20 protein-coding genes are annotated in these 24,668 nt (G+C 73.2%); 11 read left to right on the top strand and 9 right to left on the bottom strand.

The genetic code is table 11. The annotated features are described in order from the left end of the window. Positions 1–52: 52 nt before the first annotated feature. Positions 53–2,365: a peptidoglycan recognition protein family protein gene (locus tag ABTZ54_RS17965; protein ID WP_351664055.1), complete on the bottom strand. Its 2,313-nt coding sequence runs from the start codon at positions 2,363–2,365 to the stop codon at positions 53–55. A gap of 371 nt (positions 2,366–2,736) precedes the next feature. On the opposite strand from ABTZ54_RS17965, the gene rsgA reads away from it, so the two are divergent. The 3 genes from rsgA to ABTZ54_RS17950 all read left to right on the top strand — a co-directional run bounded on the left by rsgA (position 2,737) and on the right by ABTZ54_RS17950 (position 6,587). Next, the gene (gene rsgA, locus ABTZ54_RS17960; RefSeq protein WP_351664053.1) at positions 2,737–3,876 is read left to right on the top strand and encodes a ribosome small subunit-dependent GTPase A; all 1,140 of its coding nucleotides are present in this window, start codon (positions 2,737–2,739) and stop codon (positions 3,874–3,876) included. 74 nt (positions 3,877–3,950) lie between these two features. Next, positions 3,951–5,384: an AlkA N-terminal domain-containing protein gene (locus tag ABTZ54_RS17955; protein WP_351664023.1), complete on the top strand. Its 1,434-nt coding sequence runs from the start codon at positions 3,951–3,953 to the stop codon at positions 5,382–5,384. Positions 5,385–5,393: 9 nt separating this feature from the next. Then, the gene (locus tag ABTZ54_RS17950; RefSeq protein WP_351664021.1) at positions 5,394–6,587 is read left to right on the top strand and encodes a Na/Pi symporter; all 1,194 of its coding nucleotides are present in this window, start codon (positions 5,394–5,396) and stop codon (positions 6,585–6,587) included. A 19-nt stretch (positions 6,588–6,606) separates the two neighbouring features. Here the strand turns inward: ABTZ54_RS17950 and ABTZ54_RS17945 are convergent, their stop codons facing one another. From ABTZ54_RS17945 to ABTZ54_RS17935, 3 genes are all read right to left on the bottom strand, one after another. Continuing rightward, a complete protein-coding gene (locus ABTZ54_RS17945) occupies positions 6,607–7,089 on the bottom strand; it encodes a DUF456 domain-containing protein (RefSeq protein WP_351664019.1) in 483 nt (160 codons plus the stop codon). Between the two features lie 54 nt (positions 7,090–7,143). Continuing rightward, complete coding sequence (locus tag ABTZ54_RS17940) at positions 7,144–7,578, bottom strand: hypothetical protein (RefSeq protein ID WP_351664017.1); 435 nt, start codon at positions 7,576–7,578, stop codon at positions 7,144–7,146. A gap of 123 nt (positions 7,579–7,701) precedes the next feature. Further along, positions 7,702–8,685, bottom strand: coding sequence for a helix-turn-helix domain-containing protein (locus ABTZ54_RS17935; protein WP_351664015.1), 984 nt, complete (start codon positions 8,683–8,685; stop codon positions 7,702–7,704). 233 nt (positions 8,686–8,918) lie between these two features. Here ABTZ54_RS17935 and ABTZ54_RS17930 point away from each other — a divergent pair, with 233 nt between their 5' ends. The 4 genes from ABTZ54_RS17930 (at position 8,919) to ABTZ54_RS17915 (ending at position 16,180) form a co-directional block, all read left to right on the top strand. Further along, on the top strand, positions 8,919–12,695 hold the full coding sequence (locus ABTZ54_RS17930) for a S8 family peptidase (RefSeq protein ID WP_351664013.1): 3,777 nt from the start codon (positions 8,919–8,921) through the stop codon (positions 12,693–12,695). A gap of 145 nt (positions 12,696–12,840) precedes the next feature. Beyond that, on the top strand, positions 12,841–13,914 hold the full coding sequence (locus tag ABTZ54_RS17925; RefSeq protein WP_351664011.1) for a protein phosphatase 2C domain-containing protein: 1,074 nt from the start codon (positions 12,841–12,843) through the stop codon (positions 13,912–13,914). Between the two features lie 27 nt (positions 13,915–13,941). After that, complete coding sequence (locus ABTZ54_RS17920) at positions 13,942–15,684, top strand: pyruvate dehydrogenase (protein ID WP_351664010.1); 1,743 nt, start codon at positions 13,942–13,944, stop codon at positions 15,682–15,684. An 85-nt stretch (positions 15,685–15,769) separates the two neighbouring features. After that, on the top strand, positions 15,770–16,180 hold the full coding sequence (locus tag ABTZ54_RS17915; protein WP_351664008.1) for an ATP-binding protein: 411 nt from the start codon (positions 15,770–15,772) through the stop codon (positions 16,178–16,180). Between the two features lie 31 nt (positions 16,181–16,211). Here the strand turns inward: ABTZ54_RS17915 and ABTZ54_RS17910 are convergent, their stop codons facing one another. Continuing rightward, complete coding sequence (locus ABTZ54_RS17910) at positions 16,212–17,285, bottom strand: DUF2637 domain-containing protein (RefSeq protein ID WP_351664006.1); 1,074 nt, start codon at positions 17,283–17,285, stop codon at positions 16,212–16,214. A gap of 220 nt (positions 17,286–17,505) precedes the next feature. Further along, entirely contained in the window at positions 17,506–18,372 is an 867-nt protein-coding gene (locus ABTZ54_RS17905; protein WP_351664004.1) for a (2Fe-2S)-binding protein, read from the bottom strand. 149 nt (positions 18,373–18,521) lie between these two features. On the opposite strand from ABTZ54_RS17905, the gene ABTZ54_RS17900 reads away from it, so the two are divergent. Beyond that, a complete protein-coding gene (locus ABTZ54_RS17900; RefSeq protein ID WP_502997262.1) occupies positions 18,522–19,310 on the top strand; it encodes a GntR family transcriptional regulator in 789 nt (262 codons plus the stop codon). Between the two features lie 79 nt (positions 19,311–19,389). Then, entirely contained in the window at positions 19,390–20,916 is a 1,527-nt protein-coding gene (locus ABTZ54_RS17895; protein ID WP_351664002.1) for a WD40 repeat domain-containing protein, read from the top strand. 167 nt (positions 20,917–21,083) lie between these two features. Here ABTZ54_RS17895 and dhaM read toward each other — a convergent pair whose 3' ends face one another. The 3 genes from dhaM to dhaK are packed head-to-tail and all read right to left on the bottom strand — an operon-like array spanning position 21,084 to position 23,095. Then, complete coding sequence (gene dhaM, locus ABTZ54_RS17890) at positions 21,084–21,488, bottom strand: dihydroxyacetone kinase phosphoryl donor subunit DhaM (protein WP_351664000.1); 405 nt, start codon at positions 21,486–21,488, stop codon at positions 21,084–21,086. After that, on the bottom strand, positions 21,485–22,096 hold the full coding sequence (dhaL, locus tag ABTZ54_RS17885; RefSeq protein WP_351663998.1) for a dihydroxyacetone kinase subunit DhaL: 612 nt from the start codon (positions 22,094–22,096) through the stop codon (positions 21,485–21,487). Before dhaL ends, dhaM begins: the two co-directional genes overlap by 4 nt. A gap of 6 nt (positions 22,097–22,102) precedes the next feature. Further along, the gene (dhaK, locus tag ABTZ54_RS17880) at positions 22,103–23,095 is read right to left on the bottom strand and encodes a dihydroxyacetone kinase subunit DhaK (protein ID WP_351663996.1); all 993 of its coding nucleotides are present in this window, start codon (positions 23,093–23,095) and stop codon (positions 22,103–22,105) included. A 223-nt stretch (positions 23,096–23,318) separates the two neighbouring features. On the opposite strand from dhaK, the gene ABTZ54_RS17875 reads away from it, so the two are divergent. Both ABTZ54_RS17875 and ABTZ54_RS17870 read left to right on the top strand, forming a co-directional pair. Then, entirely contained in the window at positions 23,319–23,702 is a 384-nt protein-coding gene (locus ABTZ54_RS17875) for a hypothetical protein (RefSeq protein WP_351663994.1), read from the top strand. A 282-nt stretch (positions 23,703–23,984) separates the two neighbouring features. After that, the gene (locus tag ABTZ54_RS17870) at positions 23,985–24,539 is read left to right on the top strand and encodes an AAA family ATPase (RefSeq protein WP_351663992.1); all 555 of its coding nucleotides are present in this window, start codon (positions 23,985–23,987) and stop codon (positions 24,537–24,539) included. Positions 24,540–24,668 lie beyond the last annotated feature (129 nt).

The raw sequence follows: 24,668 nt of genomic DNA, 5'->3' as shown, positions 1-24,668 counted from the left end.
CGACCCGTCTTGTACGGATCGGACACCGGGGCCGGCGCTCGGCGAGGGCGCGTTACTTCAGGTGCACGAGCCCGTCCGTGGTCACCGTCGGGCGGCCCGCGGTGCCCACGACCACGATCTTCACCGTGTGCTTCCCGCTGCCCGCCCAGGTCTTCGTCCAGACGACGTCGCGGTACTTGGTCGTGGCCGACTTCAGGTCGACCGTGGCCGCCTTGACCCCGTCGACGTACACGTACGCCTGACCGGACGTGCTGCTCCGGGAGACCACCCAGGCCGCCGAGCGGCCGGTGAAGGTCCAGCTCAGGGAGGCGTTCTTGGTGCCGCTGGAGTACGACTTGCCGCCGAGGTAGGAGGTGGAGGACTTAGCGGCCCAGGCCCCGGAGCGCGCGGCGGCGGTCTCCTGGAGGATCACCGGCGTGGCGGAGACTCCGGCCGAGGCCTTGTTGCCCGCCCGGTCGTACGCGGTGAGCGTCCAGCCGGTGGCGGTGCCCGGCCGGGCACCGAGGGTGCCGGAGAGCGTGGTGGCCGGGCCGTAGGTGACGGCGGGCGCGGTCAGGCGCACGTCGCGCAGGGAGACGGCGTCGGTCGCCTTCCAGCGCAGCTTCACCGGGGCGGAGGTCGCGGTGACCGTGCCGGTGCTGAGCTCGGCGGTGGGCGCGGTGGAGAAGCGCGGCGCGGTGGTGTCGCCGACGACCTTCAGGGCGGGGGCGGTCGCCGCCTTCCCCGACTGGTGGACGGCCCGCAGCTGGAGGGTGTGGGGGCCGGCCGGGACGGTCGTGGCGGCCGACAGCGCCGTGCCCCGGGCGGTCGCGACGACCTTGCCGTCGAGCAGCAGCTCGTGACGGGTGATCAGGGCCCCCGGAGTGGTGGAGCTCCAGCCGACGGTGACCGGGCCGCGCGTGACGTACGCGCCGTTCACCAGGCTCGCGCCGGTCACGCTCTTCACGGTCAGGCCGGTGACGGGGCCGGCCGCCCAGGACCGGATCGTGGCCAGCTGGGCGTAGAGGGCGTTGCCGGGGCACTGGGTGTTGTAGCCGTCGCGGTGCCCGTGGATCGTCGGGAACGTCATCCTGGCGCCGGCCGCCCAGGACTTCTTGAAGTAGTTGGTGCCCGCGGACCCCGCGGTCAGGGTGGTGGTGCCCTTGGGGTCCACCCCGTACTGGCCCAGCTTCCAGGCGGCGATCCGGGCCACCGAGGCCATGGCGGCGGTCGGCGGGGCGCTCTGGGTGTAGGTGCCGAGCACGGAGACACCGGTGGTCTCGGCGTTGAAGCCGAAGGCGTGCGCGCCCATGACGGGGCGGTCGACGCCGCCCTTGCGGCCCTCGTAGACGGTGCCGCACTTGTCGACGAGGAAGTTGTAGCCGACGTCCTTCCAGCGCAGCGTCTTCACGTGGTACGTGTAGATGCCACGCACCACGCGGGCGGCGTCGGCGCAGGAGTAGTCGTTGGACTCGGCGGTGTGGTGGACCACCACCGCCTTCACCTTCCCGCCCGGCAGATAGCCCGGGGCCTCGGGGCTGATCGACTCGTCCGCGCCCCACTGGGCGCGGGTCAGGATCGCCGGCCGGGGCGCCGTGGACGGCGGACCGGTCACGGTGGGCGTGGGGGAGGGCGTCGTGGTGGCCGAGGAGGTGGCCGGGGCCGGGGAGGTGGTGGCGGTCTCCGGTGCGGACGGGGTGGCCGCGGTGCCGGTCGGCTCGGCAGCCGGGCCCGTCGGGGTCGCCGAGTCGCCCGGCGACGCCGTCGTGGCGTCCGGCGTCGGCTCGCCCGTCGGGGCGCCGGTCTCGGGCGGAGTGGCGCTCGGGTCGGCGGTCTCGGTGCTGTCGGCGCCCGCCGCGCTCTCGACGGCGTACGCCGCCGGGTCCAGGGAGGTCGCCTTCGAGCGGCCCGGGTCGATCATGTCCAGGCGCAGCCCGGACGGCAGCGCGGCCGAGGCCCGGCCGCCCGCGACGACCCGCACCTCCACGCCGTCCGAGTCGCCGACCCAGGCCGGCTCGGTGCCGCCGCGCCCCGCGCCCCGCTCGCCCTCGCCGCTGTCCCCGTCCAGGCGCACCCAGCGCCCCCACCGGTCGGTGCCGGCCGCGCGGGTGCGGGCCTCGACGGTGCCGGTGATGCGGGCGGACGGGTCGGTCCAGGTGACCCCGAGCATGCTGAAGGGCTCGGTGTCCCGCTGCCCCAGGGTCGCCGCGTGCCCGCCGTCGGAGGTCGTCAGGCCCAGCGACCTGGCCTCGGCGCGGACCGGGGCGCCGCCGCCCCGCGCGTCGGTGGAGCCGTCGGTGTCGCCGGTCACCCCCTGGAGGACGAGCACCCCGGTCAGACCGGCCACGACGGCCGCGGCCGTCCCCCATATTCGACGCCGCCGCATGCGGCCCACCCCATCGCTCTTGTTCTGTCGCGTACGTACCGGCCACACCGACGGTTTTCGGCAGGCGGCGGCTTGAAACCTACCCGAGTGCCGGTGCCGCGCCACCACCGGGAGATGGCCGCCCGGAAAATGCTTGGCGCCCCTCGCCGGGCCTCCCTTACGGTGAGCGCACCGCGAAGAAGCGCGGTCAGGAGACCATCACGACCGGAGGTGTGACCGATGGCTGTCGTCACGACGGGCGCCGCCCGCATCCAGATGCTTGTCCACTCCACCTCCGTGGCCACCGGCTGACGTTCTCCACCGGCTGACGTCTCCCACCTTCCGCGCGCACCGCCGCGCGACGCCGGGGCCACCCCTGTGAAGGGTCCCCCTTGTCTTTCCCGTCTTCCTCGCCGTCCCGTTCCACCCTCTCCTCTCCTTCGACGCTCGCCCCGTCCTCCCTCCTCGCCTACGGCTGGGACGACGCCTGGGTCGCCGCGTTCGCCCCGTACGCCGCGCAGGGCCTGCTGCCCGGCCGGGTCGTCCGGGTCGACCGGGGCCAGTGCGACCTCATGACCGAGGCCGGACTCGTCCGCGCCGACACCGCCTTCGTCACCCCGCACGACCCGCTGCGGGTCATCTGCACCGGTGACTGGGCCGCTGTCGACCCCGAGGGCGCCGGCGACCCCCGCTACGTACGGGCCTGTCTGCCCCGCCGTACCGCGTTCGCCCGCTCCACCTCGTCCAAGCGGTCCGAGGGGCAGATCCTCGCCGCCAACGTCGACCACGCGATCATCACGGTCTCGCTCGCCGCCGAGCTCGACCTCGGGCGCATCGAGCGCTTCCTCGCGCTCGCCTGGGAGTCCGGCGCCCAGCCGCTCGTCGTCCTCAGCAAGGCCGACCTGGTGCCCGACCCCGTCGGCCTCTCCTACCTGGTCGAGGACGTCGAGACGGTCGCCCCCGGCGTCCAGGTGCTGCCCGTCAGCTCCCTGACCGGGGAGGGGCTCGACGTGCTCCACGCGGTCGCCTCGGGCGGCACCAGCGTGCTGCTGGGGGTCTCCGGCGCCGGGAAGTCGACCCTCGCCAACACGCTGCTCGGCCAGGACGTCATGGAGGTCCAGGCCGCCCGCGACGTGGACGGCAAGGGCCGCCACACCACCACCACCCGCAACCTGCTGGTGCTGCCCGGCGGCGGGGTGCTCATCGACACGCCGGGGCTGCGGGGCGTCGGCCTCTGGGACGCGGAGGCGGGGGTCGGCCAGGTCTTCAGCGAGATCGAGGAGCTGGCCGCCGGCTGCCGCTTCCCGGACTGCGCCCACGAGACGGAGCCCGGCTGCGCCGTCGCCGCCGCCATCGAGGACGGCACGCTGCCCGAACGCCGCCTCGACAGCTACCGCAAGCTGATCCGCGAGAACCAGCGGCTGGCCGCCAAGACCGACGCGCGCCTGCGCCACGAGATCCTGAAGGACTGGAAGCGCAAGGGCGCCGAGGGCCGCGCGGCCATGGACATCAAGCGGGGCCGCTACAAGTAGCCCCCACCCCAGGCCCCGGCTCGGCGTCCGAAAACCGCCAGCCGGGGCCGGGGCGCTCCCGCACACTGGGAGACATGACGGAGACGCTCACGCCCCGGCCCGGGAGCACGCAGGCTGGGAGCGGCACCCAGCCCTCGGGCACCGACGAGGACACCCGCTACGAGGCGGTCAGCAGCCGGGACGCCCGCTTCGACGGTGTGTTCTTCTTCGCCGTCGCCACCACCGGCATCTACTGCCGCCCCAGCTGCCCCGCCGTCACCCCCAAGCGGCGCAACGTCAGCTTCTTCCCCACCGCCGCCGCGGCCCAGGGCCACGGCTTCCGGGCCTGCCGCCGCTGCCGCCCCGACGCCGTGCCCGGCTCCGCCGAGTGGAACGTCCGGGCCGACGTCGTCGGGCGCGCCGTCCGCATGATCGGCGACGGCGTCGTCGACCGCGAGGGCGTGCCCGGGCTCGCCGTACGCCTCGGCTACAGCGCCCGGCAGGTGCAGCGCCAGCTCACCGCCGAGCTCGGCGCCGGGCCGGTCGCCCTGGCCCGCGCCCAGCGCGCCCACACCGCGCGGCTGCTCCTCCAGACCACCGGCCTGCCCGTCACCGAGATCGCCTTCGCGGCCGGATTCGCCAGCGTCCGGCAGTTCAACGACACGATCCGCGCGATCTACGCCCGTACCCCCACCGAGCTGCGCGACGAGTCCGGCACCGGCGCCGGACCGCGCACCGCGCTCGCCGCCGGGGTGCCGCTGCGGCTCGCCCACCGGGGCCCGTACGCCGCGGGCGAGGTCTTCGACCTGCTCGCCGCCGAGGCACTCCCGGGCGTGGAGGAGGTCGTCGGGACCCCCGGCGCCCGCACCTACCGGCGCACCCTGCGCCTCCCGTACGGCACCGGGATCGTCTCGGTCGACGAGCGCTCCCCGGGCCGCTGGCTGGAGGCCCGTATCCACCTCACCGAGCTGCGCGACCTCACCACCGCCGTCCAGCGGCTGCGCCGCCTCCTCGACCTGGACGCCGACCCGTACGCCGTCGCCGAACGGCTCGGCGCCGACCCCGCCCTCGCCGCCGAGGTCGCGGCCCGCCCCGGGGTCCGCTCGCCGGGCACGGCCGAACCGGAGGAGTTCGCGGTACGGACCCTCGTCGGCCCCGCCCACGCCGCGCGGCTCCTCGCGGCGTACGGCACGCCCCTGGAGACCGCCTGCGGCACCCTCACCCATGTCTTCCCCGAGCCCGCCGCCCTGACCGGCGACCCGGTCGCGGGCCCGCTCGCCGCCCTGCTGGCCGACGGCACGATCCGGCTCGACCCCGGCGCCGACCGCGCCGCCACCGCCGCCGCCCTGGCCGCCGTGCCCGGCCTGACCGCCCGCGCCGCCGCCGTCGTCCGCACCCGCGCCCTCGGCGACCCCGACGTGGCCCCGGAGGGCCTCCCCGACCACCCGGAGTGGCGGCCCTGGCGCTCGTACGCGGCGCGGTACCTGCGCCGCGCCGACGGGAGCGCGCCGGCGGTCGGGAGCTCGTAGCCTTGGTTCATGGCGGAAGCCGCATCCGACAGGGGGCCGGACACCGGCCACGAGGGCGACGCCGAGGCCGACCGGCTCCCCACGTGGACCAAGGCCCTCGGCTGGTGCGGTGTCGCAGGCCTCATCTACCTGCTGATCTGCGCCGTGAGCATCATCAGCCGGGGCTTCGCGGGTCTCGGCAGCGACGCGGCGCACACCATGTTCGCCTTCGCCGCGAACCCATGGGTCGGGCTGAGCGTCGGCATCCTCGGTACGGTCCTGATCCAGTCCTCGACCACGACCACGGCCATCGCCGTCACCGCCGTGGGGTCGGGCGCGCTGCCCATCCAGGGCGCGATCCCCATCATCCTGGGCGCGAACGTCGGCACCACCGTGACGACGAGCCTGGTCGCGCTGACCTTCATCGGCGACCGCGTGGAGTTCCGCAGGGCGCTGGGCGCCTCGACCGTCCATGACTTCTACAACTGGCTCGCGCTGCTGATCTTCTTCCCGATCGAGCTGATCTGGCACCCGCTCCAGCGCATCAGCGGGAGTCTCACCGACGCCCTGTACGGCACGGACTGGCTGCCGAACCCGGCCCACTTCAACGTCATCCGGGTGGCCACCCGGCCCGTGGAACACGCGGTGATCCACGCGACCTCGCACATCAGCAGCACCCTCGGCCCGCTGTTCACCATCGTGATCGGCGCCGCCCTGATCCTGGTCGCCGTCCGCTACCTCGGGAAGCTGCTCCGACTGCTCATGGTCGGCAGGGCCCGCGACGTCCTGATCAAGGCCGTCGGGCGCAACGAGTACCTCGCCATGGCCTCCGGCATGGGCGTCACCGTCGTCACCCAGTCCTCGACCATCACCACCTCCGTGCTGGTCCCCTTCGCCGGAACGGGCATCCTGACACCGGCGCAGGTCTATCCGGTCGTCGTCGGCTCCAACCTGGGCACCACCTTCACGGTGGTCTTCGCGGCGTTCGCGGGCGTCGGGCCGGACGCGCGGATCGGGCTCCAGGCGGCCTTCGTGCACCTGGTCTACAACCTCTTCGCGATCGTCGCGATCTACGTGATCCCGCTGCTGCGCCCCGTACCGCTGTTCTGCGCCGAGAAACTCGCCCGCGTCGCCTCGGAGCACCGGTGGGTGCTCGCCGTCTACCTCGGCACCGTCTTCATCGCGCTGCCCGTCCTGGTCATCGTGCTGGTGGGCGTCCTCTGAGCGCCCTCAGCCCCGGATCTCAGCCCCAGATCACCGCCCCCGCCCACGCCCCCACGATCAGGAGGCAGGCGAAGAGCTCCACCAGGACGCTCGTCCCGGCCGCCCGCATCACCGTGCGGGTGGCGGCCCGTGCCTGGCCGTGGCCGCCGAGGCGCAGCCGCTCGGAGAGGTAGACGCCGCCGACGAAACCGGGGATCGCGCCGACCACCGGCACCAGCAGGAAGCCCAGGAGCGCGCCCGCCCCCGCGTACCCGACCATCCGCCGCGTGATGCCGACGCCCCGGAAGCGGCGCGGCGGCAGCTGCCACACGACCACCTGGGTGAGGAGCAGCAGGCCCGTCGAGGAGACCAGGAGGATCCAGGCGAGCCCGGTCTGCTCGTGGAGCGACCACCAGAGCATGGCCGCCCACACCAGCCACGTCCCCGGCACGCCGGGCGTCAGCACCCCGAACAGTCCGAGCAGCATCACCATCGCGATCAGCAGGAGCTGCCACACACCCATCTGCCAAGGGTGCAGGAACTCGCGCGTTCCCGCAGGTCGCGGGGGACGGGCGGGTCAGGCGGCGAGCGGTATCGCGGCGGCGACGAGATTGCGGGCCGCGCGGTCGATCAGCGGGAAGATGATCTTCAGTGAGGTCTCGCTGTACGGCGAGGAGAGCACGAAGGACGAGTTGAGGAACCGTTCCTTGATCTCCGAGCGGAAGAGATGGGCGCGCTGGATCGTCATCGTGTGCCCCACCGGCTTCGCGAAGGTCGGGTCCGCCCGGAAGATCAGCAGCCGCCGGTCGGTCATCGCGAGATACATCGGCGTCGGCACCGGCACCACGGTGAGCGCCCCGCCGCTCGCTATCGCCGAGGCGACCCCGAACGCGGCGGTACGGCGGACCGACACCGAGCTCAGATTGACCAGGGAGGTCACCTCCACCCGCTCCCCGGGCTCCAGCATCGGGGTGACGGTGGCCAGCAGGGCGCGACGGCGCCTTCCGTTCATGGGGGGCTCCTCGGCAGGAAGGGGGAGGGGAAGGGGGGCGTGAATCGGCCGTCAGATTACGGCCACCCCCGCCCCCGCCCACCACCGGCCCCGCCGCCCGCCCGTACGCCACCCCGCCCCCGCCTACCGCCGGGCCACCCACCCCTTCTCGTACGCGTGCCAGCCCAGTTGCAACCGGGTCGTCACCCCGGTCAGCTCCATCAGGCCCTTCACCCGCCGCTGCACCGTGCGCAGGCCGAGCTCCAGCTGCTTCGCCACGCTCGCGTCGGTCATCCCGGCCAGCAGCAGCGAGAGGATCTCCAGGTCCGTCGGGTCCGGCCCCGGTGTTTCCTCCTCCGTCACCTGCGCACCCGCGCCCAGCCGCAGTGGCAGCGCCTCCCGCCAGACCGACTCGAACAGGCCCATGAGCGATTCGAGCAGTCCGCTGGCGTGCACCACGAGCGCGGCCGGCTCCGCGCCGCGGCCGGTGAGCGGCACCATGGCCAGCGAGCGGTCGGCGACCACCAGCTTGGTCGGCACCCGGTCCACGATCCGGATCCGCTCCTCGCGGCCGAGCGCCGCCGACAGCTCGATCAGCCCCGAGGGCAGCGTCAGCACCTCGCGCTCGATCACCACCCGGTAGCGCACGCCCCGCTCCGCGGCCTGCGCCTCGGCGTCGTTCTCCATGCCGGACACGGCGATCGGCTTGCCCGTCACCAGCGCGCAGACCTCCTCGGTGGCACCGAGCTGGAGCTGGAGGAAACGGTGCGTGACGGCACCGGCGCCGGTCACCACCTCCACCAGGTCGTGCACGGCGGGCTCGGTCGCCTCCGCCCGGTACTCCTGGGCGAGCAGCGCCGCCGCCAGCTCCGCCTGCTCCAGCTCGTGCCGCTGCTGGGTGAGCAGCGCGCCGAGCGCCACCCCGGGCGGCGCGGCGACCCAGCGCCCGGTGCGCGCCGAGGACTGCGCGGCCAGGCCCTGCGACTCCAGCCTGCGCAGGGCCCGTTCGGTGTCGTTCTCCGGGAGCGCGAGCCGGTGGGCCAGGTCGGAGACCTCCGCCGCGCCCAGGGCGACGAGCGCGCGGTAGGCGGACTCCTGCCGTTCGTCGAGACCTATCGCACCCAGCATCCCTGACCCCACCCCTCGCCGGACGTCCCCGGACGACCCGGGCATTCCCCGGACGTCCAGCGGACGCGTTCGTTCCGTTGGTGCATTGGCGGGAAACGGCCACGGCGCATTCCCGCCTCGCCCATCCTGCCCGCACCACCCTCACCTCTGCCAATGTGGCGCAACCGCAGCACCAACAGCCTCCGGACATAAGGGCTTTATGCCCTCATAGCCGGAATCAGATGGGGAGAGCGATGCGCCCGATTTCGCGTACGGCCCTGGGGGCGGCGACCGCCGCCGTCCTGGCCGTCACCGCGGTCGCGGCGTCCGCGGCCGCAGCGCCGCAGGACGCCCAGGCGACCGGCAAGCGACCGCTGGTCGGCAGCGAGGCCGCCGCCCGCGCAGGGCAGAAGCCCGCCACCGTCACCCTGGTGACCGGCGACCGGGTCCTGCTCACCCGTGACGCCGAGGGGAACCCGGCCGCCGCCGCGCTGCCCCGCGAGGACGGCACCGTGCCGCTCGTCCAGACCCGCCGCTCCGGCCAGGACCTGTACGTCTACCCCGAGGGCGCCACCGCCGCGCTGGCCGCGGGCCGGGTCGACGAGGAGCTGTTCAACGTCACCGGCCTGGTCCGCCAGGGCTACGACGACGCCGGCTCCGCCACCCTGCCGCTGATCGCCGTCTACGGCACGGACCTGGCCACCGCCCGCTCGGTGCCGCCCGCCCCGCGCGGCGCCACCCGAGGCCAGGTCCTGAGGACCGTCGACGCCGTCGCCCTCAAGGCCGACAAGAAGCAGGCCGCGACCTTCTGGGCCGACGTCACCGCCCCCGCCGCCCGCTCCGCCTCCGGCGGCGTGAAGAAGCTGTGGCTCGACCGCAAGGTCCAGGCCACCCTGGAGCGTTCCACCGCCCAGGTCCACGCCCCCGAGGCCTGGGCCGCGGGCTACGACGGCACCGGCACCAAGGTCGCCGTCCTCGACACCGGCGCCGACGCCGAACACCCCGACCTCAAGGGCCGGATCGTCGCCGCCGAGAACTTCACCGACTCCGACACCACCGACGACCGCCAGGGCCACGGCACCCACACCATCTCCACCGTCGGCGGCACCGGCGCCGCCAGCGGCGGAAAGAAGAAGGGTGTCGCGCCCGGCGCGGCCCTCCTCAACGGCAAGGTCCTCAACGACTCCGGCTCCGGCGCCACTTCGTGGATCATCGCGGGCATGGAGTGGGCCGTCGCCCAGGGCGCCGACGTCGTCTCCATGAGCCTCGGCAACCCCTCCGAGACCGACTGCACCGACCCGATGAGCGTCGCCGCCGAACAACTCGCCCAGAACAAAGGCACGTTGTTCGTCCTCGCCGCCGGAAACTCCGGCCCCGGCAACAACACCGTCTCCTCGCCCGGCTGTGCGCCCGGCGTCCTCACCGTCGGCGCCGTCGACCGCTCCGACTCCACCGCGTACTTCTCCAGCCGCGGCCCCGCGTCCGACGCCGCCCACACCCTCAAGCCGGAGATCGCCGCCCCCGGCGTCGCCATCTCCGCCGCGGCGGCCGGCGGCCGCGGCGTCTACGCCTACCAGTCGATGTCCGGCACCTCGATGGCCACCCCGCACGTCGCGGGGGCCGCCGCCGTCGTCAAGCAGCGCCACCCCGACTGGACCGCCCAGCAGATCAAGGCCGCCCTGGTCTCCTCCGCCGACAGCGGCGTCCCCGGCGACGCCCGCGAGGTCGGCGGCGGCCGTCTCGACGTCAAGGCCGCCGTCGACCAGACCGTCCTCGGCGCCCCCGCCGTCCAGGGCGGCACCTTCAACTGGCCGCAGGACGGCAGCGACCGCACCACCGTCGCCGTCCCCTACACCAACACCGGCGACCGGCCCGTCACCCTGACCCTCGCCGTCGAGCGGCTCACCGGCAACGACGGCTCCGCCGTCCGCTCCCCGATGGCCCGGCTCGGCGCCCGCACCGTCACCGTCCCGGCCGGCGCCACCGTCCAGGTCCCGCTCCGTCTCGACCCGGCCGCCCACCTGGACCGCGCCCAGTACGGCGACATCACCGGCCGCGTCGTCGCCACCGGCCCCGGCGGCACGCACGTCTCCACCCCGTTCGCCCTGTACGTCGAGCCCGAGACCGTCACCCTGCGCGTCAAGCTGATCGACCGCCAGGGCAAGCCGGCCGCCGGCTCCTCCTCGCTCGACGTCATCGGCACCGACGACGCCACCGGCTCCCGCCGCTTCAACGAGGGCTCCGCCGACCAGGTCTACCGCCTGCGCGCCGGAAGCTACTTCCTCTCCTCCTTCGTCACCACCGCCGACCCCGGCGAGGGCGCCACCCTGACCGACTCCATCAGCTACCTGGGCCGCCCGCAGCTGGAGCTGAGGAAGGACACCACCGTCGTCCTCGACGCCCGCCGCGCCCACCGGCTCTCGGTCCGCACCGACAAGCCCGCCGAACCCCGGGGAGCCACCCTCGCGTTCGCCCGCTCCTGGGACGACACCTGGCGGCACTCCGGCACCGCCACCGGACCGCGCACCATCCGCGGCTACTACGCCTCCGTCGAGGGCCGTGCCGCCGACGGCGCCTTCGAGTTCGGCAGCTACTGGCGCGCCGCCGCCCCGCAGATCGAGCGGCTCGCCACCGGCGACGGACTGCGGCTGCACCCGCTGACCGCCTCCATCGCCTCCGACAACCTCGACGGCACCGGCTCCGCCCGGCTCGTCGACGCGGGCACCGGCACCCCCGACGAGCTCAAGGCCGCGGGCGTGAAGGGCCGGATCGCCCTGGTCCGCCTGCCCGACACCAGCACCAACGCGGGCACCCTCGCCCGCGACGCCAGGACCGCCGGAGCCGTCGCCGTCGTCACGTACCACCAGGCCCCGGGCCGCTGGTACCCCGGCGGCGGATTCACCGGCCTCGGCCTGCCGGTCCTCTCCGTCCCCGCCGACGAGGCCGCCGCGCTGCTCGGCAGGCTCGGCGCCGGCGAGGTCACCCTCTCCTGGAAGGCCACCGCGAAGAGCCCCTACCTCTACAACCTGGCCTTCCCCGAGACCCGCCCGATCCACGACGACCGCAGCTACCGGGTCGAGGACCGCACCCTGGGGCGTACGGAGTCCCGCTACGGCTCCTCCGGCATCGCCACCGACTTCATCGAGTTCCCGGCCGCCTACCGGCCGGACGGCACCGCCGTCGCCTTCGGCTCGCTGGAGACCGTCCCGGCGCCCGGCACCCGCACCGAGTACTACACCGCGGGCGACACCTCCTGGCGCCAACTCATCGGCAGCAGCTTCCCGTTCGGTGAGCTCATGGTCGGCGCCCGGCACGCCTACACCCCCGGCGAGCGGCGCACCGAGCAGTGGTACGACGGTGTCATCGCCCCCACCGCCCCCCGCGACGCCACCGGCAGGCCGGTCCTGGCCGCCGAGCGCCAGGGCAACCTCATCGGTTTCGCCGACGCCATGTGGGGCGACGCCACCCACCACGCCGAGCCCGGCTCCTTCGGCGACATCGGCAACCTCCGCCTGAGCAAGGACGGCAAGCTCATCGGGCGGACCGGATGGCCGTTCGGTGTCTTCGAAGTGCCGTCCGAGCCCGGTACGTACACACTCGAACAGAACACCACGAAGATCGGCAGCAAGGTGTGGGCCCGCTCCACATCCGTCAACTCGGCCTGGAAATTCACCTCCAAGGACGACCCGAGCGTCTATTCTCAGGGCATCCCGATTCTCTTCCCCCGGTACGACCTTCCGGAGGACGGACTCAAGACCCTCGCCGCGGCGGACGGCCAGCGGATCGGCCTCAGCGCGACGGGTCACGCGGGCTACACCCCCGCGGCCCTCACATCGGCCAGGCTCTCGTACTCCTACGACGGGGGCGAGACCTGGACCGAGGCCCGGGTCTCCCAGCAGGGCGGCGGCTGGACCGCGACCGTGAACCACGCGGGCGCGACCGGTGAGCAGGTCACCCTGAAGACCGAACTGACGGACGCCAACGGCAACTCCGTCACCCAGACCGTGGTCCGCGCCTACGACGTGCGCTGATCACGCCGGTCCGCCGGGCGTCCTTCCCGTGGGGGGTGGGGTCGCCCGGCGGACCACCCATGTCCGCCCCCGCGCCCCGAGGTTTTCCACGACACATTTCCGGATGTCCCGTTTTCGGACGGCCTGTGCGGTGGACAATAAGGGCATGACTCAGCAGGGGGACAACTGGTGGGACAAGCTCTACGACGCGTCGGCCCCGGACACCGGGCCCGTCCCGACGCCCGACAGCCTTGACGAGCGCTTCGACTCCGCGTCCAGGACGACGACCCTGGAGCCGCCCGCCGAAGAGGCACCGCCCGACCTCCAGGTCCCCGCGCCCCGCCCCCGTACCGGACACGTCGGAAGCCGGCCGCCCACCTACGAGCCCGAGCCCACCGCCCTGCCCGCCGCCCGGCCCGGGGAGCTCGACGAACTCGTCGCCGACACCGTGCTCGACGGCGCCCGCTACGGCGCCTACACCCTGCGCGCCGCCTCCGTCCGCGGCGACTCCGCCCGCTTCCGGGGCGAACCCCGCCGCGACGCCCTCCTCACCGCCCGCTTCGGCCAGGGCGAGGCCGCCCTCGTCCTCGTCGCCGTCGCCGCCGGACGGCGCGCCGCCGACCACGCCCACCTGGCCGCCGCCGACGTCTGCCACTGGATCGCCGAATCCGTCGGCCGCAGCCACGCCCGGCTCTCCGAGGACATCCGCTCCGGCCGCCGCGACGACCTCAAGTCGGGACTCCACCGGCTCACCTACCGCACCTACGGCCGGCTCCGCTCCCGCGCGGCCGAACGCGGCCTCGACCCCGAGGAGTACACGGCGGGCCTGCGCTGCCTGCTGCTCTCCGCCGACCCCGGCTGCCGCACCCGGGTCTTCTTCGGCATCGGCACCGGCGGCCTCTTCCGGCTGCGCGACGGCGCCTGGCAGGACATCGAGCCGCTCCTCCCCGAACCCCCGGCCACCGCGGGCGCACCCGGCCCTCTCGTGGAGAGCCCCGGTACGGCCCCCGCCGAACCGTTCCGCTTCCGCGCCTCCGTCGCCCGGCCGGGCGACACCCTGCTGCTCGCCTCCCACGGCCTGGCCGAGCCGCTGCGCGGCGAACCCGCCCTCGCCCACGAGCTCGCCACCCGCTGGGCCGGCACCGGACCACCCGGGCTCGCCGCCTTCCTCGCCGACACCCAGCTGCGCGTCACCGGCTACGCCGACGACCGTACGGGGGTGGCGGTCTGGGAGGCGTAACCTCCCCGCCCATGGGTTGATGGACCCATGGCCAAACAGAATGTCGCAGAACAGTTCGTCGACATCCTCGTCCGCGCGGGCGTCCAGCGCCTCTACGGAGTGGTCGGCGACAGCCTGAACCCGGTCGTCGACGCGATCCGCCGCAACTCCGCCATCGACTGGATCCAGGTGCGGCACGAGGAGGTCGCCGCCTTCGCGGCCGGTGCCGAGGCCCAGATCACCGGCAGGCTGGCCGCCTGCGCCGGCTCCTGCGGCCCGGGCAACCTGCACCTCATCAACGGCCTGTACGACGCCCACCGCTCCATGGCCCCCGTCCTCGCGCTGGCCTCCCACATCCCGTCCAGCGAGATCGGCCTCGGCTACTTCCAGGAGACCCACCCGGACCAGCTGTTCCGCGAATGCAGCCACTACAGCGAGCTGATCTCCAACCCGAAGCAGATGCCCCGGCTGCTGCACACCGCGATCCAGCACGCGGTCGGCCAGAGCGGCGTCAGCGTCGTCTCGCTGCCCGGCGACGTCGCCTCCGAGCCCGCGCCCGACAAGGCCGCCGAGATCGCCCTCGTCACCTCCCGGCCCACCGTCCGCCCCGGCGACACCGAGATCGACGCCCTCGTCCGGATGATCGACTCAGCCGAACGGGTGACGCTGTTCTGCGGCAGCGGCACCGCCGGCGCCCACGAGGAGGTCATGCGGTTCGCCGAGCGGGTGAAGGCGCCCGTCGGACACGCGCTGCGCGGCAAGGAGTGGATCCAGTACGACAACCCGTACGACGTCGGCATGAGCGGACTGCTCGGCTACGGCGCCGCCTACGAGGCCACCCACGAGTGCGACCTGCTGATCCTGCTCGGCACCGACTTCCCGTACAACACCTTCCTGCCCGACGACGTCAAGATCGTCCAGGTCGACGTGCGGCCCGAGAGGCTCGGCCGGCGCTCCCGGCTCGACCTCGCGGTCTGGGGGGACGTCCGCGAGACGCTGCGCTGCGTCACCCCGCGCGTCCGGGCCAGGACGGACCGCCGCTTCCTGGACAAGATGCTGAAGAAGCACGCCGACGCGCTGGAGGGCGTCGTCAAGGCGTACACCCGCAAGGTCGAGAAGCACACCCCGATCCACCCCGAGTACGTCGCCTCCGTGATCGACGAACTCGCCGACGACGACGCCGTGTTCACCGTCGACACCGGCATGTGCAACGTCTGGGCCGCCCGCTACCTCTCGCCCAACGGGCGCCGCCGCATCATCGGCTCCTTCAGCCACGGCTCCATGGCCAACGCCCTGCCGCAGGCGATCGGCGCCCAGTTCACCGACCGCGGCCGTCAGGTCGTCTCGATGTCCGGCGACGGCGGCTTCTCCATGCTCATGGGCGACTTCCTCACCCTGGTCCAGTACGACCTGCCGGTGAAGGTGATCGTCTTCAACAACTCCTCGCTCGGCATGGTCGAGCTGGAGATGCTCGTGGCCGGACTTCCCTCGTACGGAACCACGAACAAGAACCCCGACTTCGCCGCCATCGCCCGCGCGGCCGGCGCCTACGGCGTCCGCGTGGAGAAGCCGAAACAGCTCGCGGGCGCCCTCAAGGACGCCTTCAGGCACAAGGGCCCGGCCCTCGTGGACGTCGTCACCGACCCCAACGCGCTCTCCATCCCACCCAAGATCAGCGCCGACATGGTCACCGGCTTCGCCCTCTCCGCCAGCAAGATCGTCCTCGACGGGGGAGTCGGCCGGATGCTCCAGATGGCCCGATCCAACCTGCGCAACGTGCCCCGGCCCTGACGTCCGGCCGCGCTCATGAATGCGCGCCTCCCCAGGGGGCATGCATCCCCGTGAGCCTGTTCGATGCGACGCAGGGGTGGGGGATATGGCCGGCGAGGCGCGACAGCCGACTCAACTGCTCAGAAGGGTGGGGTGCGCGGATCTCACCGCGGTGCCGGAAGTGCGGCACGCGTTACGCGCGATGCTGGGGACGTGGGGCGCGCCGGGCGCCGGTGACGTCGCCGAGCTGCTCACCAGCGAGCTGGTGACCAACGCCCTGATCCACACCGACGACGGGGCGGTCGTGACCGCCACCGTCGTCCCCGACCAACTGCGGGTCGAGGTACGGGACTTCGTCCCGGGACTGCACCGTACCCGCGCCCGCGTACCGCACGCCGACGACGGTACGCACGGCAGGGGACTGGTCCTGGTGCAGGCGCTCGCCGACTCCTGGGGGGTCGAGAACCACGGGATGGGCAAGGTGGTCTGGTTCGAACTGAACGGCGGGGCCGCCTGAGGGCGGCCCCGCCGTTCAGTCGGGACTGGCGTCAGCCGAACTGCTGTTCCAAGTCCGCCAGTTTGCGCTCCAGGGAGTCGAGCCTGGGCAGCGTCTGGGTGTCGTCCTCGGCGGTGAGGTCCACCGTCCGGGACTCGCCCGTGCGCGGCTCAGTGCCCTTCACGGCTTGCAGGGAGGGCCGGGTGCGAAGAGGCAGCTGTCCGGGGTCGGCTATGGCGGGCTCCGCGACGGCGGCCTGCACCGGCGTCGCGGAGCCCGCACCCGTGCCGGTCCCGAGGGCCGACACCTCCACCTGACGGCCGCCGCCGCGCCCGAAGGCACGGTGCTGCCGGTTGAGCGCCTTCAGCCGCGCCCGGTCCAGCTTCGCCTGCTCCCGCCTGCGGATCCGGTCGGTCTCCTTCTCCTTCCGGTCCTCGCGCACCTCGTCGACGGCCTCGTCGAGGGTCCGTACGCCTTCCAGGAGCATCAGCGACCAGGCCCCGAAGGTCTCCCGGGGCGCCCGCAGCCACCGGACCATCCGGATCTGCGGCAGCGGCCTCGGGATCAGGCCCTGCTCGCGCAGCGCCGCCCGCCTGGTCTGCTTCAGCGCCCGGTCGAACAGGACTGCCGCCGACAGGGACATGCCCGAGAAGAACTGCGGGGCGCCCGCGTGGCCCATGCCCCGAGGGGCGTGCACCCAGTTGAACCAGGCCGCTGCCCCCGCGAACGTCCACACCAGGAGGCGCGAGCCCAGGGCCGCGTCGCCGTGGCTGGCCTCGCGGACGGCGAGCACCGAGCAGAACATCGCCGCGCCGTCGAGGCCGAACGGGACCAGGTACTCCCAGCCCCCGGTGAGGTTGAGGTTCTGCCGGCCGAAGCCGACGAGGCCGTGGAAGGAGAGTGCCGCCGCGACCGCCGCGCAGCAGAAGAGCAGGACGTACGAGGCGGTGCCGTACACCGCCTCCTTGCGTCTGCGGCGCTCCTCGCTGCGCTCCCAGGAGTCGTCGGCCGCGGCCTGGTCACCGGCGCGCTTCCCGCGCGCGAGCACCGCCACCGCCGTCAGGACTCCCGCCACCATCACGCCGCCCGGGAGCAGCCAGTCCAGCGATATGTCGGTCAGTCTCATTGCGGTGTCCCTTGCCTCGCAGTAGTGCCTCGCAGTTAGGGCGATACGGGCGCCCATACTGGCCGACCTGACGAGGCGGGCACGGGGTTTCGGGACAAGAGCACGCCATCGGGGGCGCACTGCATACGAATAGGTGCGATCTGGTCGAACTGGTGGGTGAGGTGGGGGAGTTGTGTTCGAGTCGTGTCACCCCTGGGGGTGGCGTAGGCGGGGCGGGGGGTCAGGCCGTCGCCGCGAGTCTGCGGACTCGTTCCGGGTCCGCCGTGCGCGGGCAGGTCAGGCACGTGTCCTCGGGGCGCAGCGTGTAGAAGAAGCAGCAGGTCGCCCGGTCGCGGGTGGAACGGATCGCTCCGCAGGCCTCGGCCGAGCCCGCCAGCTCACGGAAGCCCGCGGCCCCCACGTACGGCTTGGCCGTGCCCGGCATCAGCAGCTCCAGCTCCGCCATCGCCCGGGTCTCCTCGCCGAGCAGCTCCCCGATGTACCAGAGCCCTTCGACGATCTCGTCCGTCACCATGCCCCACAGCGCCCGCCGGCCCCGGCGCATCCGCGGCCCGAAGCCGGTCAGCAGCTCCTCGAAGTGCTCGCCGAGCGAGGCCCGCACCTCGGCGCGCAGCGCCTCCTCGTCCGGGACCACCCGGGCGCCGGGCAGCGCGGCCGCGGGGTCGTCGGGCAGGCAGGCGAACTCCTCGACGCGGACCGCCAGCCGGCCCAGGGCGCGGTGGAAGGCCACGTTCCGTGCGGGCAGGCGGGGGACCCTGCGGTGCAGGAACCAGGGGAGCGTGACGAGGAGGCAGGCGGGCCAGGCGTACCGGTGCAGTCCGAAACTCGCCACCACGTCGGGCCGGGCGGCGCGGCCGTAGTCGCGGCGTACCTGTGTCTCGTCCCAGGCCAGGAAGGTGTCCAGGGCCTCGCCGCCGGCGGCCAGCTCGTCCGCGCCTACCCAGCCGGTGCCTCGGGGCATCCGTTCGTCCAGGGCGCGTTCGTCCACCTCGTCGATGCGGAGGCCGGAGAAGACCTCGCCGAGTCGGGCGTAGGAGGCCGCGACGGGCGAGGTGGGAGCAGACGTCAGCAAGGTGGGGACGGCCATACGGGGACCACCGAATCGCGATCGTTAGCAGGTTAGCCTTACCTTACCCGATGCGTTCGGTGTTTGAACTGCGACGTCGTCCGCCTATCGTGCACGGGGGACCCCGGCGACGCGAGCCGGGCCCGGCACCGAAGCGCAGGAGGACCCGGGTGGAGCAGGGCAGCACGCGCGAGCGGACCACGGACCGCTCCGCCGCTTCGCCGTACGGTGACGTGGCGCGGGTTCCCGAGCAGGGGTGCGGGCGGGACGGTGGGGGCGGCGTTCGAGGGGAGCACACGCACAGTGAGCCGCCTGCTCCCGGGCTTGTGCCTCGTGCTGTACGGCGGCATTCCGTTCGGGCTCAGATTCTTGATGCCTTGCGTACCGCTCTCGTCGGCGGCGAGCTCGTGCCCGGTGAGGTCTACTCCGCGCCCGTCCTCGGTGAGCGCTTCGGCGTCTCCGCCACCCCTGTGCGCGAGGCCATGCAGCAGCTCGCCACCGAGGGCGCCGTCGAGGTCGTGCCCAACCGGGGGTTCCGGGTCGCCGAACGCACCCCCCGCGAGCTCGCCGAGCTCGCCGAGGTCCGCGCGCTCATCGAGGTCCCCGTCATGCTGCGGCTCGCCCGCACCGTCCCCGCCGCCCGCTGGGCCGAGCTCCGGCCGCTCGCCGAGGCCACCGGGATCGCCGCCGCCCGTGGCGACCGGGCCCACTACGCCGAGGCCGACCGGGCCTTCCACCGGGCCGTTCTCGCCCTCGCCGGCAACGAGCAGCTCCTCGTCATCGCCGACGACCTGCACCGGCGGTCCCAGTGGCCGCTCGTCAGCGCCCCCGCCACCCGGCACGGCGAACTCGTCGCCGACGCCGCCGAGCACGGCGCCCTGCTCGACGCGCTCGTCGCCCAGGACCTGGCCGTCGTCGCCTCACTCGTACGGGAGCACTTCACCGGAGCGCAGGACTGACGACTCCGGCGCCGTGTCCGACTAAGGTCGACAGCGTCAGCACGACAGCCGTCGCCACCGCGCCGACCGAGAGGTGCCCATGCCGTCCGTCCGCGCGGAGCGCCCCGGGGCCTCGGCCCTGCTCGGCTGGCTCACCGATCCCGAGGCCCCGCGCCTCTGCCTCGTCACCGAAGCGCCCGGGCTGCTTCCCTGGCTCGCCGCGCAGGGGTCCCGCGCGGGTGGGCGGCGGCGCGCGGCCCGTGTGCTCGTTCCGCTGAGCGGTCAGACCGCGCTCGGTGCCGCCTGGGCCGTCGCCGGGCGGCTCGGTGTCGTCGCCGGGTCGGCCGGTGACCTCGTCCGGGTCCTCGCCACCACCGAGACCGGGCGGGTGCCCCGGACCGTCCTGCTGCTCTCCGGGCTGCATGCCGCCGCCGAGCCTGTCCGGATCGCCGAGATGGTGCGGGATCTTGCCTCGCTGGGGCGGGTTCGGGTTGTTGTCGAGGTGCGGGCCGACAGTGCCGAGTACGCGGTGCTCTCGGCGGGGCGGGTCGCCGTTGTCGAGGCGGGGGGTGGCGGGGGTGGCGGGGGTGGGGTCGAGGGCTCGGTGCCTCTTGTGCCGGATCTGTCCGATCCCGTTGCTGTGTGTGCCGGGGATCCTGTCGCCGTCACCACCGGGTACGTGCTCGACGACGAGCCGCACGGCGGGCTCCGTGCCGCCTGGCTTCGTGCCGGGCAGGCGCTCTGTGCCGCCCGGTCCCCTGCCGAGCGGGCCCTCGGGCTGCTCGCCGTCCTGGGTGACGGTGCTGATCCCCGGCTGCGGCCGGCTCTTGAGTCGGCCGCCGCGTCCGCGCCCTGGCGGGTGCGGTGGAGTCGGGTCGTGGGGGATGTCGCCCCGCCCTGGCCCGGGGCCGTCGCCGCGCTCGCCGCGCAGGGCGGGACCCTGCTCGCCGCCGACCTCGGCGGTGTCGTGCGGGTGTTCTCCTCGGGCGACGCCCGGGCGCTCGGGCGGCTCGACCATGCCGTCTCCGGGCGGGTCATGGCCCTCGCGCCCGCGCCCGACGGGACCGTGTTGCTGCTCGACGAGCGGGGGCGGCTGCATACGGTGCGGGGGCGGGAGGCTCGTGCGCCCTATCTGGAGCGGCTCACCGAGGCTGTTGCCGCTACTTTGACGCGGCATCCTGGGACTGCGCTCGCTGCCATTTCCGGGTCTGTCGTCGTGGGGGATCGGCTTGGGTCCGTGCACGCTTTCGGGTTGACCGGGCTCCATCAGGCCGCCCTGCACAGCGGGCGCGTCACCGCGGTCGGCGCGGTGGAGTCGGAGACGCCCTTCGTGTGCAGCGGGGGTGCTGACGGAACGGTTCGGCTCTGGACTCCTGGGCGGGATCCCCTGCCGGACGCTCTTGTTTCGCGGGGCTCGCCGGTTGTCTCGCTTCATGCTGCCGAGACGCCGTTCGGGGCGTTCGTCGCCGTCGCCTGGGCTGATGGGGGCGTCGAGCTGCACGACGTCGAGTCTCGGACCCGTCTCGCGTTCCGGCCCGGCCCGGCTGTGCGGGCTGTGGCGGTGACCGCCGACCGGGGGCTCGTAGTAGGGATGGATGAGGCCGTCGTGTGTCTGGAGCGGCGGTGAGGGGCGGTCGGGGCCGCGGTGGCGGGGCCTCCGCGGGGGTGGGGGTGTCCGGACTGCGACCTTCACTTCGCTTCGCTCGTTACGGGCGCCGCCACGTCCGGACACCCCCACCCCCGCTCCGGCACCGGCCCCCTTCCCGCCGTCGTCGGGCTCGCCTTGGTGCGGGGTTATGCCTTGCGGTACGTGTATGCCTCCTCGGCCGCTGCTGTCACCGCTGCCAGGTCGGCGCCTGCCGTTGCCGTTACGAGGGCTGCCACCGCGCCCTCGACGAAGGGGGCGTCGATGAGGCGGGCGTTCGGTGGTAGCTCGTCCTCCTCGGCCAGGAGGGCCTTCACCGTGAGTACGGCGCTGCCCAGGTCGACCAGGAGGGCCACGCCCGCGCCCTGGTCCGCTGCCTTCGCCGCCTCGATGATGAGGTCCGCGCTGGTGCCCAGGCCGCCGTCGGGGGTGCCGCCCGCCGGCACGATCGGTGCCGTGTCGCCGCCGCCCGTCAGGCCCCGGGCCAGCTCGGCCACCGCCGTGGCCACGGCGGCGCTGTGCGAGACCAGGACGATGCCCACGCGCCTGCTCACGCCGCCACCTCCGCGAGTGCGGTGACGAGCAGTGCCGAGGAGGTGGCGCCCGGGTCCTGGTGTCCGATGGAACGCTCGCCGAGGTAGCTCGCCCTGCCCTTGCGGGCCTGGAGCGGTACGGTCGCCAGCGCGCCCGCCTCAGCGGCTTCCCGGGCCGCCTCGAACGACGTGCCGAGCGCCTCGGCCGCCGGGACGAGCGCGTCCAGCATCGTCTTGTCGCCCACCTGCGCCCCGCCCAACTGTGCTACGGCGGCCACGCCCGTCCGTAGCGCTTCGGCGAGCTGGGCGCGGGAGACCCGCTCCGCGTCGCCGAGCGCCTTGCCCGTGCGGCGCAGCAGCGTCCCGTACAGCGGGCCCGACGCGCCGCCGACGGTGGAGATGAGCTGGCGTCCGGCCGTGACGAGTACGGCGCCGGGGGTGGCGGGTGTCTCCTTGGCCAGGGTCGCCGTCACGGCGGCGAAGCCGCGCTTGAGGTTGGCGCCGTGGTCGGCGTCGCCGATCGCGGAGTCCAGCTCGGTCAGCCGGTCCGCCTCGCGCTCCACGGCTGCCGCGGCCGTGTCCAGCCAGGTGCGGAAGAACGCGGCGTCGTAGTCGGTCTCGTCAGTCATCGCCGTTCACCGGCCCCAGCGCAGGGCGGGCGTCTGTACCGGGGCGTCCCACAGGCGCAGCAGTTCGTCGTCGGCCTCGCACAGCGTCACCGAGCAGCCCGCCATGTCCAGCGAGGTCACGTAGTTGCCGACGAGGGTGCGGGCCACCGCCACGCCGCGCTCGCCGAGCAGACGCTGGACCTCGGCGTTGAACCCGTACAGTTCGAGGAGTGGTGTCGCGCCCATCCCGTTCACCAGGGCGAGCACGGGGCCCTTGGGGCGCAGGTCCTCCAGGATGACGTCGACCGTGTAGTCCGCGATCTCCCTCGCGGTCATCATCGGGCGCCGCTCGCGGCCCGGCTCCCCGTGGATGCCCACGCCCAACTCCAGCTCCCCTGGGGGGAGATCGAAGGTCGGTGAGCCCTTCGCCGGGGTCGTGCAGGCGCTGAGCGCCACCCCGAAGCTGCGCGACCGTTCGTTCACCCGGCGCGCGATCGCCTCGACCCGCTCCAGCGGCGCGCCCTCCTCGGCCGCCGCGCCGGCGATCTTCTCCACGAACAGCGTGGCCCCGGTGCCCCGTCGGCCCGCCGTGTACAGGCTGTCGGTCACCGCCACGTCGTCGTCGACGAGCACCTTGGCGATCTGCACGCCCTCGTCCTCGGCGAGCTCGGCGGCCATCTCGAAGTTGAGGACGTCACCCGTGTAGTTCTTGACGACGAAGAGCACGCCGGCACCGCTGTCCACCGCGGCCGCCGCCCGCACCATCTGGTCGGGCACCGGCGAGGTGAAGACCTCCCCGGGACAGGCCGCCGAGAGCATCCCCGGCCCCACGAACCCCGCGTGCAACGGCTCATGCCCCGAGCCCCCGCCCGACACCAACGCCACCTTCCCGGCCACCGGCGCGTCCCGCCGCACGACGACCCGGTTCTCCACATCGACGTTCAGCTCGGGATGCGCGGCGGCGATCCCGCGCAACGCGTCCGCGACGACGGTCTCCGGAACATTGATCAACATCCTCACGGGTACCTCCTGGCGAGATGGGCAGGCAAGAGAATGAGCGGGGTGGCCTGGAAGGGTGGTCCGGGCGTCCTGAGCGGTCCTGATGACGATAGATCGGTCAAGGATCAAGTGGGCGGGCTTTGCCTGTGCGCGGCATCGAGAATTTGTCGACGTCCGACCGTGTGCAGGCACAGGTGCGGAAGTGGCCCCAACGGGCTCGCCCGTACGATGTTTCAGGACGACCGTGAAGATCAAGCGCGTACGCATCGAGAACTTCGACGAGATCACCTCGTTCATCGGTCCGACCGGTGTCGCCAAGTCCACCGTGCTCTGCGCTCTCGATTGGTTCTTCAACGGTGAACGGTCGGTCGCCCTCACCACTGAGGACGTCCACTCGGCGGTTGCGGCCGACGACGGCGAGCGCATCTCCGTCGAGGTCGAGTTCGACAGCCTGACCGAATTCGATCGCACCGCTCTCGGCCGGTATGGACAAGATCACCGGCAAGGCCCTCGCGTACGCGCCCTTCGAGGAGATCCGCGGCCTGGCCGGCGGCGCGATGCCGAAGCGCAGGGCGTACAACGCGCTTCAGGCGGCCGACCCAGGCCTCGGCCTGCCGAGCGTCGGTAGCGAGAAGGCCATGAACGAGAGGAAGCGGACGACCAGAAGGCCTCGGTCATCGCCCGTATCCTGGATCACGCCGTCGATCGCACCGAGGCTGACGCACAGCTCGGCGACATCGAGGACGCAGCTCAGCTCGCCCGCCAGCTCGTCCACGACAACGTCTACGGACCAGCCCTCAAGGACGTCTCCGCTGCCCTCTCCGCCGAGGTTGCCATGCTCACCGCCGGACGGCAGGTCATCGTGTCTTCGGTCGTACGGGTGCCGAGGCCGGCCAGGACAGGCTTCCAGGTGAGCATCAAGGACGGCGCGGCCGAGACCTCCGTGTCCCGGCAGGTGCACGGTTTCCAACGCGCTCTGATCATTGCGGCGCTGAAGTATCTGGCCGACCGCAGACGGCCGGAGAGCGGGACACGGACGCTGTGCCTGGCGGTCGAGGAGCCCGAGCTGTTCCAGCATCCGCCGCAGGCGCGGACCTTTGCGAAGGTGTTGCGCGACCCTGCCGGCTACCACCAGGTCCGCCGGCTCACTCGTGACGCCGGAGCCGAGCACCCGGTCACCAAGGTGAGACAGGTGACAGAGGACGAGCTGTGCCGGTCCTTGGAGGGGTTGGTGAAGGAGGAGGCTGAGGGCCGTGCTGAGCGGAACGGGGTGAACCTCGGCGCCGAGGGAATCACCTTCGTCGACGTGACCGGCAGAGACAACCTGCTGCTGAGCCGCAAGCGCGAGTCGGTCCGGAACCTCGGTGAGGAGCAGCGGAGGGAGAAGGAGACAGCTTTCGAGCAGCAGGCGCGCAAGATCTCGGGGAGAGTTGGCCCTCCTGGGGAGAGCGGAAGCGTCAGCTGATAGACGCGGGAGAGGGCGCTTCGGACAAGAACGCGGCCACGTACCGGGAGGCGGCGCGCACGGCCGCTGTGGATCCGCCGTACTTGCTCCAGGCGATGCTGGAGAACGTCAGGGGGATGGTTCGCTGAC

The sequence above is a fragment of the Streptomyces sp. NPDC094032 genome (assembly GCF_040303965.1).
In the GTDB taxonomy this organism is placed as follows: Bacteria; Actinomycetota; Actinomycetes; order Streptomycetales; family Streptomycetaceae; genus Streptomyces.
The sequence above is the reverse complement of the archived record's forward strand: the minus strand, read 5'-3'. Positions and strand labels throughout refer to the sequence as shown.